Annotated in this window: 14 protein-coding genes; 11 read left to right on the forward strand and 3 right to left on the reverse strand. The window is 69.4% G+C overall.

The annotated features are described in order from the left end of the window. Positions 1-372 precede the first annotated feature (372 nt). Complete coding sequence (locus ACIA6T_RS34635; protein ID WP_399450480.1) at positions 373-1980, forward strand: ABC transporter substrate-binding protein; 1608 nt, start codon at positions 373-375, stop codon at positions 1978-1980. Between the two features lie 73 nt (positions 1981-2053). Beyond that, a complete protein-coding gene (locus ACIA6T_RS34640; protein ID WP_399450481.1) occupies positions 2054-3637 on the forward strand; it encodes an ABC transporter substrate-binding protein in 1584 nt (527 codons plus the stop codon). Between the two features lie 64 nt (positions 3638-3701). Here ACIA6T_RS34640 and ACIA6T_RS34645 read toward each other — a convergent pair whose 3' ends face one another. Together ACIA6T_RS34645 and ACIA6T_RS34650 are read right to left on the reverse strand one after the other, a co-directional pair. Further along, the gene (locus ACIA6T_RS34645; protein WP_004990257.1) at positions 3702-4373 is read right to left on the reverse strand and encodes a response regulator transcription factor; all 672 of its coding nucleotides are present in this window, start codon (positions 4371-4373) and stop codon (positions 3702-3704) included. 14 nt (positions 4374-4387) lie between these two features. Then, on the reverse strand, positions 4388-5317 hold the full coding sequence (locus ACIA6T_RS34650) for a RecB family exonuclease (protein WP_399450482.1): 930 nt from the start codon (positions 5315-5317) through the stop codon (positions 4388-4390). Positions 5318-5515: 198 nt separating this feature from the next. Here ACIA6T_RS34650 and ACIA6T_RS34655 point away from each other — a divergent pair, with 198 nt between their 5' ends. From ACIA6T_RS34655 to ACIA6T_RS34665, 3 genes are all read left to right on the forward strand, one after another. Further along, positions 5516-7321, forward strand: coding sequence for a site-2 protease family protein (locus ACIA6T_RS34655; protein WP_399450483.1), 1806 nt, complete (start codon positions 5516-5518; stop codon positions 7319-7321). 59 nt (positions 7322-7380) lie between these two features. After that, the gene (locus tag ACIA6T_RS34660; RefSeq protein ID WP_073933638.1) at positions 7381-8283 is read left to right on the forward strand and encodes a tRNA (adenine-N1)-methyltransferase; all 903 of its coding nucleotides are present in this window, start codon (positions 7381-7383) and stop codon (positions 8281-8283) included. A gap of 238 nt (positions 8284-8521) precedes the next feature. Further along, the gene (locus tag ACIA6T_RS34665) at positions 8522-9100 is read left to right on the forward strand and encodes a hypothetical protein (protein ID WP_399450484.1); all 579 of its coding nucleotides are present in this window, start codon (positions 8522-8524) and stop codon (positions 9098-9100) included. Between the two features lie 79 nt (positions 9101-9179). Here ACIA6T_RS34665 and ACIA6T_RS34670 read toward each other — a convergent pair whose 3' ends face one another. Then, on the reverse strand, positions 9180-9485 hold the full coding sequence (locus ACIA6T_RS34670) for a ferredoxin (RefSeq protein ID WP_399450485.1): 306 nt from the start codon (positions 9483-9485) through the stop codon (positions 9180-9182). 245 nt (positions 9486-9730) lie between these two features. Here ACIA6T_RS34670 and arc point away from each other — a divergent pair, with 245 nt between their 5' ends. The 6 genes from arc to prcA all read left to right on the forward strand — a co-directional run bounded on the left by arc (position 9731) and on the right by prcA (position 15891). Beyond that, positions 9731-11497, forward strand: coding sequence for a proteasome ATPase (gene arc, locus ACIA6T_RS34675; RefSeq protein ID WP_344560509.1), 1767 nt, complete (start codon positions 9731-9733; stop codon positions 11495-11497). Between the two features lie 232 nt (positions 11498-11729). Beyond that, a complete protein-coding gene (gene dop, locus ACIA6T_RS34680) occupies positions 11730-13241 on the forward strand; it encodes a depupylase/deamidase Dop (RefSeq protein WP_399450486.1) in 1512 nt (503 codons plus the stop codon). 177 nt (positions 13242-13418) lie between these two features. Next, positions 13419-13637, forward strand: a complete 219-nt coding sequence (locus tag ACIA6T_RS34685; RefSeq protein WP_399450487.1) for a ubiquitin-like protein Pup — start codon at positions 13419-13421, stop codon at positions 13635-13637. Positions 13638-14034: 397 nt separating this feature from the next. Then, positions 14035-14268 (forward strand): endonuclease VII domain-containing protein, encoded by a 234-nt coding sequence (locus tag ACIA6T_RS34690; RefSeq protein WP_399450489.1) that lies wholly within the window; start codon positions 14035-14037, stop codon positions 14266-14268. After that, positions 14220-15065 carry a proteasome subunit beta gene (gene prcB / locus ACIA6T_RS34695; protein ID WP_399450488.1) on the forward strand — a complete coding sequence of 282 codons (846 nt, stop codon included), beginning with the start codon at positions 14220-14222 and terminating at the stop codon, positions 15063-15065. The genes ACIA6T_RS34690 and prcB overlap by 49 nt, the downstream gene beginning before the upstream one ends. Before the next feature lie 67 nt (positions 15066-15132). Next, on the forward strand, positions 15133-15891 hold the full coding sequence (prcA, locus tag ACIA6T_RS34700; protein WP_030867325.1) for a proteasome subunit alpha: 759 nt from the start codon (positions 15133-15135) through the stop codon (positions 15889-15891). The last annotated feature ends 266 nt before the right edge of the window (positions 15892-16157 follow it).

Genomic DNA, 16157 nt, shown 5'->3' on the forward strand with positions numbered 1-16157 from the left:
CGAAAGAATTCGACCCGCTTGCCGGTGGCCGAATTCCGGCTCCACCGAGCCCGCTTTCGCATGTGAGGTTCACCACATGAAAGGGGGTCGACAACGATGTCCTCCTGTGCCTTCCGCACCATTTCGGAGGTCACCGGTACGCCTTTGTGTCCTGATTCATGAGAAGCTGCACCAATCATTCCCCGGTCGCCTTTACCGGTGCGTTCACACCCGGTCTCACTGCGTGATGTGCCCTCAACTCCGGCGGCTGCGAACGCTCCTGCGGGCGCGGACTAATGTCATCGCGAGAACCTCGCCCCCATCCCCGTGTTCCGCTGCGACAACCCCCGCATGCCGGATACACGGAGTCGACAGTCCTGGAGAAACTCGAGCATGAACCGCAAGACTTTGGTGCTGGCGGCCGCGATGGGCCTGCTCGCGCCGGTGCTCGCCGCCTGCGGCGACACCGAGGGCGGGAGCGGAGACGGCGGCGCGATCGTCGTGGGCACCACGGACCGGTTCACCGCATCCAAGGAGGACGGCCCCGCGCCCCTCGACCCGGCCTGGGCCTACGACGTCGGTACCTGGAACATCCTGCGGCAGACCGTGCAGACCCTGATGGTCCAGCCCCGCGGCGACGGTGAGCCGGTGCCCGAGGCCGCCGAGTCGTGCGGATTCACCGACGCCGGCAACGAGCGCTACAGCTGCACCCTGCGCGACGGTCTGAAGTTCTCGAACGGCGACGCGATCACCGCGGAGGACGTGAAGTTCTCCATCGAGCGCGCCCTCGCCATCAAGGGTGACAGTGGTGTGTTCGCGCTGCTGTCCACCATCGACACCGTCGAGACGCAGGGCGACCGCGAGGTGATCTTCCACCTCAACAGTGCCGACGCCACCTTCCCGTACAAGCTGTCCACCCCGGTCGCGGGCATCGTCAACCCGGACGACTACGACAAGGGCAAGCTGCGCGAGGGCTTCGAGGTCGACGGCTCCGGTCCGTACACCCTCGAGGGCAAGGTCGAGGACGGCACGATGGTCAGTGCCACCTTCACCAAGAACCCCTCCTACAAGGGCGCGCTGGAGGTGAACAACGACAAGGTCGAGATGGTCTCCTACGACAGTGCCGAAGCCATGGGCGAGGCGCTGGAGAAGGGCGACATCGACATGGCGACCCGCACCATGTCGCCGGAGCAGATCCAGGAGCTCGGCAACGCCACCGACGACGAGATCGAGCTGGTCGAGTCGCCCGGTCTGGAGATCCGGTACCTGGCGTTCAACACCGAGGCCCCCACCGTGAAGGACAGGGCCGTCCGCCAGGCGATGGCCCAGGTCATCAACCGCAGCGAGCTGATCGGCAACGTCTACGGCTCCCAGGCCGAGCCGCTGTTCTCGCTGGTCCCCGCCGGCGTCACCGGTCACACCAACGCGTTCTTCAACAAGTACGGTGACGCGAGCGTGGCCAAGGCCCGCGATCTGCTGGAGGAGGCCGGCGTCAGCACCCCGGTGAAGCTGACGCTGCACTACACGCACGACCACTACGGTCCCGCCGCCAAGACGGAGTTCGAGCAGCTGAGCAAGCAGCTCAACGACAGCGGTCTGTTCGAGACCGACATCAAGAGCGAGACCTGGACCAAGTTCAAGACCGCCGCCCAGAACGAGAAGTACGACGTCTACGGCATGGGCTGGTTCCCCGACTACCCGGACGCCGACGCCTTCACCGCCCCCTTCCTCGGTGAGGACAACTTCCTCAGCTCGCCCTACGCGAACACCGAGATCATCAAGGAGCTGATCCCCGAGTCGCGCCGCCAGGCCGACCGGCTGTCCGCCGCCGACAGCCTCGCGGAGATCCAGGACATCGTCGCCAGGGACGTCCCGGTGATTCCGCTGTGGCAGGGCAAGCAGTACGTCGCCGCTCGCGACGGCGTCACCGGCACCGCCTACGCGCTCAACTCCTCCTCGTCCCTCCAGCTGTGGGAGCTCGCGCGCGGCGTCACCGAGTGACGGAACCGCATGAAACCGCACGAACCCGGACCGGTGGCGCGGTCCGGGCAGCAAGAACGACAAGGCATGGCACGTGAATTTGCGTAACCCGTGGCCAGTCCTGCCCATCGTGGCGGGGCTGGCCTCCGGCCTGTTGACCGGCTGTGGCACCGAGAGCGGCGACGCGGGGGCCGACGGCTCCAACGTCGTGGTGGGGATGTCCGACGACGTCCTGTCCACCGACCCCGCCTCCGGCTACGACCCCGGCTCCTGGCTGTTGTTCAACAACGTCTTCCAGTCGCTGCTCGGCTTCCCCAAGGGAGCCACCGAGCCGCAGCCGGACGCCGCCGAGAGCTGCGGCTTCGCGGACGCCGGCACCAAGGTCTACCGCTGCACACTGCGGGACGGACTGAAGTTCAGCAACGGTGACCCGCTCACCTCGAAGGACGTGAAGTTCTCCTTCGACCGCATGCTGAAGATCAACGACCCCGACGGGCCCGCGATCATGTTCCCCACGCTGGAGAAGGTCAGCACCCCCGACCGGAAGACGGTCGTCTTCGAACTGAACACACCCGACGCCACCTTCCCCAGCAAGATCGCGTCCGGCGCCGGCTCCATCGTCGACCACCGCGAGTACGACGCCGACGGACTGCGCGAGGACGGGGAGGCGGTCGGCTCCGGCCCGTACCGGCTGGACTCGTTCGCCAACGACCGCGCCGTCTTCTCCGTCAACGAGCACTACGAGGGCACCGCCGAGACCAAGAACTCCGGCGTGACCCTGGAGTTCTTCCACGGCGACCAGAACGCCCTGAAGAAGGCCGTACAGGACGCCGAGGTCGACATCGCCTACCGCGGCCTCACCGCCGAGGCCATCAACGGCATCGACCGGGCCGACGACGGCACCGGCGGCGTCGAGATCGTCGAGGGCAGCAGCGCCGAGGTCCAGCACCTGGTCTTCAACATGGACGACCCGGTCGCCGGGAAACTCGGCGTGCGCCGGGCCATCGCCCATCTGATCGACCGTGACGCCCTCGTCCGGGACGTCCACCAGGGCACGGCCAGCCCGCTGTACTCGATCGTCCCGGCCGGCATCGGCGGCCACAACACCGCCTTCTTCGACACCTACGGCGCCCGCCCCTCCAAGGCCAGGGCCGCCGCCGCGCTGGAGGAGGAGGGCATCACCGGCAAGGTGAAGCTGACCCTGTGGTCCACCCCGTCCCGCTACGGCCCGGCCACCGACCAGGAACTGAAGGCGATCGCCGGACAGCTCAACGCGAGCGGACTGTTCGACGCCGACGTCGAGTCGGTCCCCTTCGCCCAGTACGAGAAGGACATCGCGGCCGGCAAGTACGGCGTCTACGTCAAGGGCTGGGTGCCCGACTACCCGGACGCCGACAACTTCACCGGGCCCTTCTTCGGCGAGGGCAACGTACTGGACAACAACTACGACGCCGGCACGATCACCGACTCGCTCCTCCCGCGCACGGCCGCCCAGAGCGACCGCTCCGCCACCGACGAGGAGTTCGGCCGGATCCAGGACGTCGTCGCCGAGGACATCCCCGTCCTCCCCGTCTGGCAGGCCAAGCAGTACGCGGTCGTCCAGGACGGCGTGTACGGCCTGGAGTACTGTCTCGACGCCTCGACCGTGTTCCGGTTCTGGGAACTGAACAAGGGCTGACGCCGTAACCGGTACGACGAAGGGCGCCCACCCCGTCGGGGTGGGCGCCCTTCGTCGTACCGCGCTACTGGGCGCCGGGGCGCACCAGCCCGCTCTCGTAGGCGTACACCGCCGCCTGCACCCGGTCGCGCAGCCCCAGCTTGGTCAGCACATGGCCGACGTGCGTCTTGACGGTGGTCTCGCTGACGAACAGATCGGCGGCGATCTCCGCGTTGGACAGCCCGCGCGCCACCAGCTTCAGCACCTCGACCTCACGCTCGGTCAGTGTGTGCAGCGTGTCCGGCACCGGCTCGTCACCGGACGGCAGATGCGTGGCGTACTTGTCCAGCAGCCGGCGCGTGATGCTCGGCGCGAGCATCGCCTCCCCGGCGGCCACCACACGGATCGCCTGCACCAGCTCGTTGGCCGGGGCGTCCTTCAGCAGGAAGCCGCTGGCCCCCGCCCTCAGCGCCTCCACCACGTACTCGTCGAGATCGAACGTCGTCAGCACCAGCACCTTCGCCGGCCCGTCCCGCTCGGGCCCGGTGATCTGCCGGGTCGCCTCCACCCCGTCCATCCGCGGCATGCGGATGTCCATCAGCACCACATCGGGCTGCAGCGCCCGCACCTGGTCCAGGGCCTGGAGGCCGTCTCCGGCCTCGCCGACGACCGCGATGTCCTGCTCGGCCTCCAGAATCATCCGGAACCCGGTGCGCAGCAGCGGCTGGTCGTCGACCAGTAGGACGCGGATGGCCACGTAAGTCTCCTTCGCTAGTCCGGCCCCATTCTGCCCTGTTGGGCCCCGCCGGACTCGGGCGCCCTCACCGGCAGGGGGTACGGCGGGGGAGTGCCGCCGAACTCCGGGCAGTGCGCCTGGTGGTCGCACCAGCCGCACAGCTTCGTGGGACGCGGGCGCCAGACACCCGTCTCGGTCGCCAGCCGGATCGCGTCCCACAGCGCGAGCAGCTTGCGCTCCACCCGCTCCAGATCCGCGAGCACGGGATCGTAGGTCACCACGTCACCACTGCCGAGGTACACCAGCTGGAGCCGGCGGGGGACCACCTTCTTCAGCCGCCACACCACCAGGGCGTAGAACTTCATCTGGAACAGCGCGCCCTCGGCGTACTCCGGCCGGGGCGCCTTGCCCGTCTTGTAGTCGACGATCCGCACCTCGCCGGTGGGCGCGACGTCCACCCGGTCGATGATGCCGCGCAGTCTCAGCCCGGAGTCCAGCTCCGCCTCGACGAACAGCTCCCGCTCGGCGGGCTCCAGCCGGCTCGGGTCCTCCAGCGAGAACCACCGCTCGACCAGCCGCTCCGCCTCCGCCAGCCAGCGCGCCAGCCGCTCGCCCCGCGGATCGTCGGCGAACAGCTCCATGATCTCCGGCCTGGTCTCGCGCAGCCGGTCCCACTGACCCGGGACCAGCGACGTCGCCCGGAGCGCGGTGCGGTCGGCGGCCGGGGCGTCGAAGAGCCGCTCCAGCACCGCGTGCACCAGCGTGCCCCTGGTCGCCGCCTCGCTCGGCTTCTCCGGCAGCCGGTCGATGACCCGGAACCGGTACAGCAGCGGGCACTGCATGAAGTCACTCGCACGCGAGGGGGACAGCGAAGCGGGCGGTATGGCGGTGGCCGTGTCCGCCCGTACGCCCATGGTGCCCGGGCCGCCGCCGGCCCGCTCCTCGCCCTCGATGCTCGTCTCCATGCCCACAGACCTTACGGCCCGCCACCGACAGCGCGTACGCCGACGGCCGCAGGCGCTGTGCGTGACGATGGGGAGGGAAGGGGAAGGAGGGGAAGAGACAGGGTGCCGGGGCGGAACGCGTGGCGCAGGCCGCATACCATCGACACGAGACCCTCCCGTCCGGCAGGCGCGGGAGACGCAGCGAACGAGGGGACACCGGTGGACGTAAGCGGCGGGCGCGGACAGCCGCGACCCGGCAACGACGAGTCGCCCGACCACACGGGCCCTCGGCCCCCGGCCCCCGAGCGCCCCCGCCCCCCGGCAGCCGCGGACCCCGCGCCCGCGACCCGGCCCGCCGACGAACATCCCGAGGGCACCCCCGAAGACCCGCGCTCCTCGGACACCACGTCCGGCGAACCCCCCGCGCCCGCGATCCGGCCCGCCGACGAACACCCCGAGCGCCCCCGACCCCCGGCAGCCGCGGACTCCGCGCCCGCGATCCGGCCCGCCGACGAACATCCCGAGGGCACCCCCGAAGACCCGCGCTCCTCGGACACCACGTCCGGCGAACCCCCCGCGCCCGCGGGCGGCCCCGCCGACGAACAGTCCGACCGCCGCCCCGACACCCCTGCCGCCGACGGCACCCGTACCGGGTCCCAGGCGCCTGCCGCCGGGGCGCCCGGTGACGAGCGGGGTGGTCGTGGGTCCGGTGACGTGGCCGACGGCCGAGCCCCCGCGGGGCCGAGGCCCCCGGGCGCCGGGTCCGGCGAGTTCCCGGCGTCCGCGGGCGGGCCCGGTGACGAGCGCGGTGGAAAACGATCGCCGGCTCACTCCGGCGCCGGGCGGGCGTCGGCGCCGCAGCGGCCGCAGGAGAAGCAGCGGGGCGGGCTGCTGATGGGGCGCCCGTTCGGAGTGCCCGTGTACGTGGCACCCAGCTGGTTCCTCGTCGCCATCCTCATCACCTGGGTGTTCGGCGGACAGATCGACCGCGTGCTGCCCGAGCTCGGCGCCGCCAGCTACCTCGTCTCCCTGTTCTTCGCGGTCGCCTTCTACGCCTCCGTCCTGGTCCACGAGCTCGCCCACACCCTCGCCGCCCTCCGCTTCGAGCTCCCGGTGCGCCGCATCCAGCTCCAGTTCTTCGGCGGCGTCTCCGAGATCGAGAAGGAGGCCGAGACCCCCGGCCGCGAGTTCGTGCTGGCCTTCGTCGGCCCCCTGCTCTCCCTCGTCCTGTCCGGTCTCTTCTACCTCGGGCTGCTGGCCGTCGACCCCAGCAGCGTCCCCGGCGTCCTGCTGGCCGGCCTGATGGTCTCCAACCTCATCGTGGCCGTCTTCAACCTCCTGCCCGGTCTCCCCCTGGACGGCGGCCGCATGCTCCGCGCCGTCGTCTGGGCGATCAGCGGCAAACCCATGACCGGCACCATCGCCGCCGCCTGGGTCGGCCGCGCCCTCGCCGTCGCCGTCCTGATCGGCCTCCCGCTGCTCACCCAGTCCGGCGCCCTCGGCTCCGACGCCGTGGACAACGTGGGCATGGACACCGTCCTGGACGCCCTGCTCGCCGCCATCCTCGCCGCGATCATCTGGACCGGCGCCGGCAACAGCCTGCGCATGGCCCGGCTGCGCGAACACCTCCCCGAACTGCGCGCCCGCAACCTCACCCGCCGCGCGGTGCCCGTCGAGACCGACACACCCCTCTCCGAGGCCCTGCGCCGGGCCAACGCCGCCGGCGCCCGCGCCCTGGTCGTCGTCGACCCCGACGGCGTCCCCCTCTCCCTGGTCCGCGAGGCCGCGATCGTCGGCGTGCCCGAGCACCGCCGTCCCTGGGTACCGGTCGGCGGACTCGCCCAGGACCTCACCGACGGCATGCACGTCTCCGCCGAGCTCGCCGGAGAGGACCTCCTGGACGCCCTGCGCGCCACCCCGGCCACCGAGTACCTGGTGGTCGAGGACAGCGGCGAGATCTACGGCGTCCTGTCCGCGGCCGACGTCGAGAGGGCCTTCGTGAAGGCGATGGCGCGGCCCAGCTGAACCTCCTGCCCGCACCGGCGGTGGTCGGCGCCCCCTCCCGGGACGGGTAGGCTGTTCACATGTCCGAACCGACCGGTGCCGCCCGCAGGCGCGGGCCCTTCAAGGTCGGGGACCAGGTTCAGCTGACCGACCCCAAGGGCCGCCACTACACGTTCACGCTCGAGGCCGGGAAGAACTTCCACACCCACAAGGGTTCCTTCCCCCACGACGAACTGATCGGCGCTCCCGAGGGCAGCGTTGTCCGCACCACCGGGAACGTCGCCTACCTCGCGCTGCGCCCCCTGCTCCCCGACTACGTCCTGTCCATGCCCCGCGGGGCAGCCGTCGTCTACCCCAAGGACGCGGGGCAGATCCTCGCCTTCGCCGACATCTTCCCCGGCGCGCGCGTCGTCGAGGCCGGCGTCGGCTCCGGCTCGCTCAGCAGCTTCCTGCTGCGCGCCATCGGCGACCAGGGCATGCTGCACTCCTACGAGCGCCGCGAGGACTTCGCCGACATCGCCCGGCAGAACGTCGAGCGCTACTTCGGCGGCCCGCACCCCGCCTGGCAGCTCACCGTCGGCGACCTCCAGGACAACCTGTCCGACACCGACGTCGACCGTGTCATCCTCGACATGCTCGCCCCCTGGGAGTGCCTGGAGGCCGTCTCCAAGGCGCTCGTCCCCGGCGGCATCCTGTGCTGCTACGTCGCCACCACCACCCAGCTCGCCCGGACCGTCGAGTCCATCCGCGAGATCGGCTGCTTCAACGAGCCGACCTCCTGGGAGACGATGATCCGCAACTGGCACATCGAGGGCCTGGCCGTCCGTCCGGACCACCGGATGATCGGCCACACCGGCTTCCTGCTCACCGCCCGCCGCCTCGCCGACGGTGTCGAGCCGCCCATGCGCCGCCGCCGCCCCGCCAAGGGTGCCTACGGCGAGGACTACGCGGGCCCCAACGCCGACGGAGGCGCCGCCCGCTGACGCGGCCCGCCGCCCCCACAACGAACAGACGCCGTGGCGCAGTTCCCGGCAACCGCCGGGAACTGCGCCACGGCGTCTTCACGTTGACCCGACGACCCGACCGACGGCACGGAGAGCGAAACCCTTCCCGGTTCCCCCGCACCGGAACCGCACACCCCCGCCGTTCCCTCCGTACTGTGACGTGTGGCACGATGCTGGCCACCCCCCACCGGCACAGCCCTCACAGGAGACACTCCTAGTGCAGCCATCCGCCGTCCCGGAGCTCGCCCACACGCACACCCGGCCCATCCACTGGGTCGCCACCGCCACGGCTCTCGCCGGTGTCGTGGCACTCTCCCCGGTCCTGGGGCCCGACGCCGCCACCGCGGCCCCGACGCCCGGACCGCACACGAAGAGCGCCCCGGCGCACATCGCCCCGCCCGACCCCGCGGCCGCCGAGTTCCCCCTCGACTGCGGCAGGGTGAAGGCCGTGGTGAAGAAGAAGGCGTCCGGCGACCTCGACGGCGACGGCCGCCCGGAGACGGTTGCCGTGGTCCACTGCGACTCCCCGATGGGCACCCCGCCCGACGGCGTGTACGTCCTCACCCGAAGCGCGGGCAGTACGGCACCGCGCGTGGTCGCCACCCTCGCCGACCCCGAGGACCGCACCAACGTCGGCGACTTCGCCGTACGTGACGGCGAGGTCACCGCCGTGCTCTTCGGCTACTCCTCCGCCGACGTGCCCAGTTGCTGCCCCGATGTGCGCGAGAACGTGAAATGGCGGTGGGAGGGCGGCGCGTTCGTGCGGTCCGCCCCGTCCGGCGCCAGGAGTGTGTGACCCGCGCGCGGGCGTACGGCGGGGCGCGCGCCCCGGCGTGTGACACATCAGACAGTCGTGACGCGCCGTGTCAAATCGATCACCCGGCGTCCGGCCCGTACACCTCGACGCCGTCCGAAACCCGACGGACGTGGATGCACTCGCCCGGACACTCCTTCGCCGAGTCGACCACATCCGCGAGGAGCGGCAGCGGCACGGGCGTTGTCGCCCCCTTGTCCTGCAACAACTCGTCCTGCGGGCTCTTCACATAGGCCAGACCGTCGATGTCCAGCTCGAACACCTCGGGCGCGTACTGGGCGCAGATGCCGTCACCGGTACACAGGTCCTGGTCGATCCAGACCTCCAGGGCCTCGCCACCGACTCCGGTCTCCTGCCGCACGCTCATCTCTCCTGCCGTTTCCTGCGTCGAACCGAACGGGAATCCGGCCAGCTCTGACGGGTGTTGAACACTTCGACCCTACCTTCGCCTGGGTTCCAATCATCTTCGGTGGGTATTCCCCTGGCGTGAGGGAGAGCGCAAGGGTGAAGATCGGACACACCCCGACCGTCTTTGTGATCTAGGGGTTTCAATCGACACCCGCCCAGGTAGGGTCTGGAAGCGTCCAGCTCCCCTTGGAGGAGGTGAGGACCGTGGCAGCCCACGACGACGACATGAACCGCGGCATCCGCCCAGGACGCGGGTCCGACGACCCGGCCGGGCAGATTGCCTACCTTGAGCAGGAGATCGCCGTCCTGCGACGCAAGCTCGCCGACTCTCCGCGACACACGAGGATTCTCGAAGAGCGGATCGTCGAGCTGCAGACCAACCTGGCCGGCGTGTCCGCCCAGAACGAACGACTCGCCGGTACGCTCCGTGAGGCCCGCGACCAGATCGTGGCCCTCAAGGAGGAGGTCGACCGGCTCGCACAGCCCCCGGCCGGCTTCGGGGTCTTCCTCACGGCGAACGAGGACGGAACGGCCGACATCTTCACCGGCGGCCGCAAGCTCCGGGTGAACGTCAGCCCCGGCGTCGAGCTGGAAGACCTCCGGCGCGGCCAGGAGGTGATGCTCAACGAAGCGCTCAACGTGGTCGAGGCCATGGAGTTCGAGCGCGTCGGCGACATCGTCACCCTCAAGGAGATCCTCGAGGACGGCGAGCGGGCCCTTGTGCTCGGGCACACCGACGAGGAACGGGTGGTGCGGCTCGCCGAGCCGCTGCTGGACGTCACCATCCGCCCCGGCGACGCCCTGCTCATGGAGCCCCGCTCCGGATACGTCTACGAGGTCGTCCCCAAGAGCGAGGTCGAGGAACTCGTCCTCGAGGAAGTCCCCGACATCGGCTACGAGCAGATCGGCGGCCTCGGCGGCCAGATCGAGGCCATCCGCGACGCGGTCGAGCTGCCGTACCTCTACCCGGACCTGTTCAAGGAGCACGAACTGCGGCCGCCCAAGGGCGTGCTGCTCTACGGGCCCCCCGGATGCGGCAAGACGCTCATCGCCAAGGCCGTCGCCAACTCGCTGGCCAAGAAGGTCGCCGAGGTCACCGGCCAGGCCGCCGGCAAGAGCTTCTTCCTCAACATCAAGGGCCCCGAGCTGCTGAACAAGTACGTCGGCGAGACCGAGCGGCAGATCCGCCTGGTCTTCCAGCGGGCCCGGGAGAAGGCCAGCGAGGGCACCCCCGTCATCGTCTTCTTCGACGAGATGGAATCCCTCTTCCGCACCCGCGGCTCCGGTGTCAGCTCGGACGTGGAGAACACCATCGTCCCGCAGCTGCTCGCCGAGATCGACGGCGTGGAAGGCCTGCAGAACGTGGTCGTGATCGGCGCCTCCAACCGTGAGGACATGATCGACCCCGCCATCCTGCGGCCCGGCCGGCTGGACGTGAAGATCAAGATCGAGCGTCCGGACGCCGAGGCGGCCCAGGACATCTTCGGCAAGTACCTCACCGAGCGCCTCCCGCTGCACGGCGACGACCTCACCGAGCACGGCGGCGACAAGGCCATGACGGTCCAGAGCATGATCCAGACCGCCGTGGAACAGATGTACGCCGAATCCGAGGAGAACCGCTTCCTGGAAGTCACCTACGCCAACGGCGACAAGGAAGTCCTCTACTTCAAGGACTTCAATTCCGGCGCCATGATCGAGAACATCGTGGGCCGCGCCAAGAAGATGGCGATCAAGGACTTCCTGGAGAAGAACCAGAAGGGCCTCCGCGTCTCCCACCTGCTCCAGGCCTGCGTGGACGAGTTCAAGGAGAACGAGGACCTGCCCAACACCACCAACCCGGACGACTGGGCCCGCATCTCCGGGAAGAAGGGCGAGCGGATCGTTTACATCCGTACCCTCATCACCGGAAAGCAGGGCGCGGACACCGGACGCTCCATCGACACGGTGGCGAACACCGGTCAGTACCTGTAAAAGCCAGGGCGGCTGCGGGTGCCCCTCGACGGGTACCCGCAGCCGACTGCTTTTCGGGCCACGGCTGGAGCACAGCAATGACGCAAATGATCTCCCCACCAGCGCAAAGGCGTTCTAGGCTCTTCCGTACCGCCGAGTCGCGCAGTGCGGGGACGGGCACCGCACACGCACCGGAGCGCCGGCGGTACAGCAGCGCCCCCGACCGGGGACGCCGCCGGGCAAGGAGGGCCGCATGACCGTACGGCGAGTAATGGGCATCGAGACGGAGTACGGCATCTCCGTCCCCGGCCACCCCAACGCCAATGCCATGCTCACCTCGTCCCAGATCGTGAACGCCTACGCGGCGGCGATGCACCGGGCCCGCCGGGCCCGCTGGGACTTCGAGGAGGAGAACCCGCTGCGCGACGCACGAGGTTTCGACCTCGCCCGTGAGACCGCCGACGCCAGCCAGCTCACCGACGAGGACATCGGCCTGGCCAACGTCATCCTCACCAACGGCGCGCGGCTCTACGTCGACCACGCCCATCCGGAGTACAGCGCCCCCGAGGTCACCAACCCGCGCGACGCCGTGCTCTGGGACAAGGCCGGCGAGCGGATCATGGCCGAGGCGGCGGAACGCGCCGGACAGCTTCCCGGCGCCCAGCCGATCCACCTGTACAAGAACAACACCGACAACAAGGGCGCGTCCTACGGCACGCACGAGAACTACCTGATGAAGCGGGAGACCCCCTTCTCGGACATCGTGCGCCACCTGACGCCGTTCTTCGTCTCCCGCCAGGTCTTCACCGGCGCCGGCCGCGTCGGCATCGGCCAGGACGGCCACGAACACGGCTTCCAGCTCAGCCAGCGGGCGGACTACTTCGAGGTCGAGGTGGGCCTGGAGACCACCCTCAAACGGCCCATCATCAACACGCGCGACGAACCGCACGCCGACGCCGAGAAGTACCGGCGACTGCATGTGATCATCGGCGACGCGAATCTGTCCGAGATCTCGACGTATCTGAAGCTGGGTACGACGGCGCTGGTCCTGTCCATGATCGAGGACGGGTTCATCGCGGTGGACCTGGCGGTCGACCAGCCGGTGCGGACGTTGCACCAGGTGTCGCACGATCCGTCCCTGAAGCGACTGGTCACGCTGCGCAGCGGGCGGACGCTGACCGCCGTACAGCTCCAGATGGAGTACTTCGAGCTGGCTCGCAAGTACGTGGAGGAGCGGTTCGGGGCGGACGCCGACGACCAGACCAAGGACGTGCTGGCCCGCTGGGAGGACACGCTCACGCGGCTGGAGAACGACCCGATGAGCCTGGCCGGCGAGCTGGACTGGGTCGCCAAGCGGGAGCTCATGGAGGGCTACCGGCGCAGGGACGGCCTGGACTGGGACGCCGCCCGGCTGCACCTGGTGGACCTGCAGTACGCCGACGTACGCCCCGAGAAGGGCCTCTACAACCGTCTGGTGGCCCGGGGGCGGATGAGGCGGCTGCTGGACGAGGGAGAGGTCGAGCGGGCCCGTACGAAGCCTCCGGAGGACACCCGCGCGTACTTCCGCGGGCGCTGTCTGGAGCAGTACGCGGACGACGTCGCGGCGGCCTCCTGGGACTCGGTGATCTTCGATCTGCCGGGCCGGGACTCGCTCCAGCGGGTCCCAACCCTGGAACCGCTTCGCGGAACGCGTAATCACGTCAAGGAGCTCCTGGACCGCTGCCGTACGGCAGAAGACCTGGTCAGGGTGTTGTCGGGAAACTGAGCGGGTGCCGGGGTACCCGGGAAGGGCCGGCCGGACAGGGTGGAAAACGCCGGGTCCGGGAATCATCGAGATGGTCCCCGTACGTTGGAGCAACTGCGGGGGCATTGTCGGACCCGGCGAGTAGGGTCTGATCTTGACCGAGCAAGTGTGTCGGGCGAACCGAGCGGGGTGAGGGTGATGGCGACCAAGGACACCGGCGGCGGACAGCAGAAGGCCACCCGGTCCATGGAGGAGGTCGAGGAGCAGGCGGCGGAGACGCAGGCTTCGGAGGACCTCAAGGAGCGTCAGGAAAAGCTGAGCGAGGACGTGGACGACGTTCTCGACGAGATCGACGATGTCTTGGAGGCTAACGCCGAGGACTTCGTGCGATCCTTCGTTCAGAAGGGTGGAGAGTGACTCTGCCTTTGATTCGAAGGTTATGGCGGGGGAGTTGGGGTTGTCCGACGAAAGCGTGAAGCGCTGCTCGCGGTGCAAGCAGTCCAAGCCGCGAGCAGCCTTTGCGAGTAACAAGGCGATGAAAGACGGTCTTCAGGCGTACTGCCGGGAGTGCTCTGCGGCGTACTACCGGCAGCGGCAGGATGCCTGCGGCAGGAGACCCCGCCCAAGGGTTGCTGCACCGGAAGGGCGTAAGTACTGCCAGCGCTGCGAGAAGATCAAGCCGCACTCCGAGTGGGATCGCAACAGGACGGCTTCCGACGGCCTGTCGACAGCCTGTAAGGCGTGCCGGGCTATCGAAGGGCGGGCCCGTCACCTGAAGCGTCACTACGGCCTCACCGAAGCCGAGTGGGACGCGATGGTCGCCTCTCGGATGGGCCTCTGCGTGATCTGTTTGAAGGCTCCGGCCGTACACGTGGATCACTGTCACAAGACGGGTAAGGTCCGTGGCGTACTGTGCTTCAACTGCAATTCGGCCATCGGCAAGTTGGGAGACGATCCTGACGCTGTTCGTCGGGCTGCCGCTTACTTGGAGGGAACTTCGTGGAAGCCAACACTCGTAGCACCGGGCGTCTACCAGCTGCCTTCCTGACGCCTGGGTCCTCCTCCTTCATGGACTTCCTCGGTGAGCATCAGCCGGAGATGCTCCCGGGTAACCGGCAGCTCCCGCCGGTGCAGGGCGTCATCGAGGCACCGCACGGCACCACGATCGTGGCGGTGACCTTCCCCGGCGGCGTCGTGCTCGCCGGTGACCGGCGGGCCACCATGGGGAACATCATCGCGCAGCGGGACATCGAGAAGGTGTTCCCGGCCGACGAGTACTCCGCGGTGGGGATCGCCGGTACGGCCGGTCTCGCCGTGGAGATGGTAAAGCTGTTCCAGCTGGAGCTGGAGCACTTCGAGAAGGTCGAGGGCGCGCAGCTGTCGCTGGAGGGCAAGGCGAACCGGCTGTCGACGATGATCCGTTCGAATTTGGGCATGGCGATGCAGGGCCTCGCCGTGGTTCCGCTGTTCGCCGGGTACGACGTGGACCGGGAGAAGGGGCGGATCTTCTCCTACGACGTCACGGGCGGGCGTTCCGAGGAGCAGGGGTACGCCGCGACCGGTTCCGGGTCGATCTTCGCGCGCGGTGCGATGAAGAAGCTGTTCCGGGACGACCTGAGTGAGGCCGAGGCCACCACGCTGGTGGTGCAGGCGCTGTATGACGCGGCAGACGACGACTCGGCGACCGGTGGTCCCGATGTCGCCCGCCGGATCTACCCGATCGTCACCGTGATCACCGATGACGGCTTCCGCCGGCTCACCGAGGACGAGGCGTCCGACATCGCCCGGTCGGTGCTGGAGCGGCGGCTGGAGCAGCCGGACGGGCCGCGGGCCTCGCTGCTGTAGGCCGCGCGGGAGGGTTGTTCGGTTGTTTGGTGGTCCAGTGACTTTGACAGAAAGGGACGGATAACCGGTGTCGACGCCGTTCTATGTCTCACCCCAGCAGGCGATGGCGGACCGGGCGGAGTACGCCCGTAAGGGCATCGCCCGTGGTCGCAGCCTTGTCGTGCTGCAGTATGCCGACGGGATCGTGTTCGTCGGTGAGAACCCGTCCCGTGCGCTGCACAAGTTCAGCGAGATCTATGACCGGATCGGGTTCGCCGCGGCCGGTAAGTACAACGAGTACGAGAACCTGCGGATCGGGGGCGTGCGGTACGCCGATCTGCGGGGTTACACCTACGACCGGGACGATGTGACGGCCCGGGGCCTGGCGAACGTGTACGCGCAGACGCTGGGGACGATCTTCTCGAGTGTGGGGGAGAAGCCGTACGAGGTGGAGCTGGTGGTGGCCGAGGTCGGGGAGACCCCGGAGTTCGATCAGATCTACCGGTTGCCGCACGACGGGTCCATCGTGGACGAGCACGGCTCGGTGGCGGTGGGGGGTAACGCGGAGCAGATCAGCGGGTACCTGGATCAGCGGCACCGGGACGGGATGACGCTGGCGGAGGCGCTGCGGCTGGCGGTGCAGGCGTTGTCGCGGGACACCAATGGCAGTGAGCGGGAGATTCCGGCGGAGCGGCTGGAGGTGGCGGTGCTGGACCGTACGCGGCCGCAGAAGCGGAAGTTCAAGCGGATCGGGGGGCGTCAGTTGTCCCGTCTGCTGGAAGCGGGTGGTGCGGAGACGGCCTCCGAGGCGGAGGCCGAGACGGACTCCGGCGGAGACGTCGAGTAGGGGGCGCGCGCCTGACGCCTGCGGCACCGCTTTCGCCCCGGTGGGGGTACGGGTCTTGTGCCTGCGGCGCGGTGTTCGGCCCGGTGGGGGTACGGGTCGTGTGCGCCTGCGGCCCGGTGGAGGTGCGGGTTTTATGCCTGCGGCGCCGCTGTCCCTCCGGTGGGGGCTGGGGTAGCGCCTATGGCCGGTGGGTGGGTCGGGGGGGGGGGGGGGGGGGGGGGGGGGGGGGGGGGGGGGGGGGGGGGGGGGGGGGGGGGGGGGGGGGG

This window comes from Streptomyces sp. NPDC051740 (assembly GCF_044453165.1).
In the GTDB taxonomy this organism is placed as follows: Bacteria; Actinomycetota; Actinomycetes; order Streptomycetales; family Streptomycetaceae; genus Streptomyces; species Streptomyces atrovirens.

Coding starts and splice junctions, on each gene's coding strand:
- ACIA6T_RS34635 (WP_399450480.1), top strand. CDS start 373: ATGAACCGCAAGACTTTGGTGCTGGCGGCCGCGATGGGCCTGCTCGCG.
- ACIA6T_RS34650 (WP_399450482.1), bottom strand. CDS start 5,317: ATGGAGACGAGCATCGAGGGCGAGGAGCGGGCCGGCGGCGGCCCGGGC.
- ACIA6T_RS34660 (WP_073933638.1), top strand. CDS start 7,381: ATGTCCGAACCGACCGGTGCCGCCCGCAGGCGCGGGCCCTTCAAGGTC.
- ACIA6T_RS34670 (WP_399450485.1), bottom strand. CDS start 9,485: ATGAGCGTGCGGCAGGAGACCGGAGTCGGTGGCGAGGCCCTGGAGGTC.
- dop (WP_399450486.1), top strand. CDS start 11,730: ATGACCGTACGGCGAGTAATGGGCATCGAGACGGAGTACGGCATCTCC.
- ACIA6T_RS34685 (WP_399450487.1), top strand. CDS start 13,419: ATGGCGACCAAGGACACCGGCGGCGGACAGCAGAAGGCCACCCGGTCC.
- ACIA6T_RS34690 (WP_399450489.1), top strand. CDS start 14,035: ATGGTCGCCTCTCGGATGGGCCTCTGCGTGATCTGTTTGAAGGCTCCG.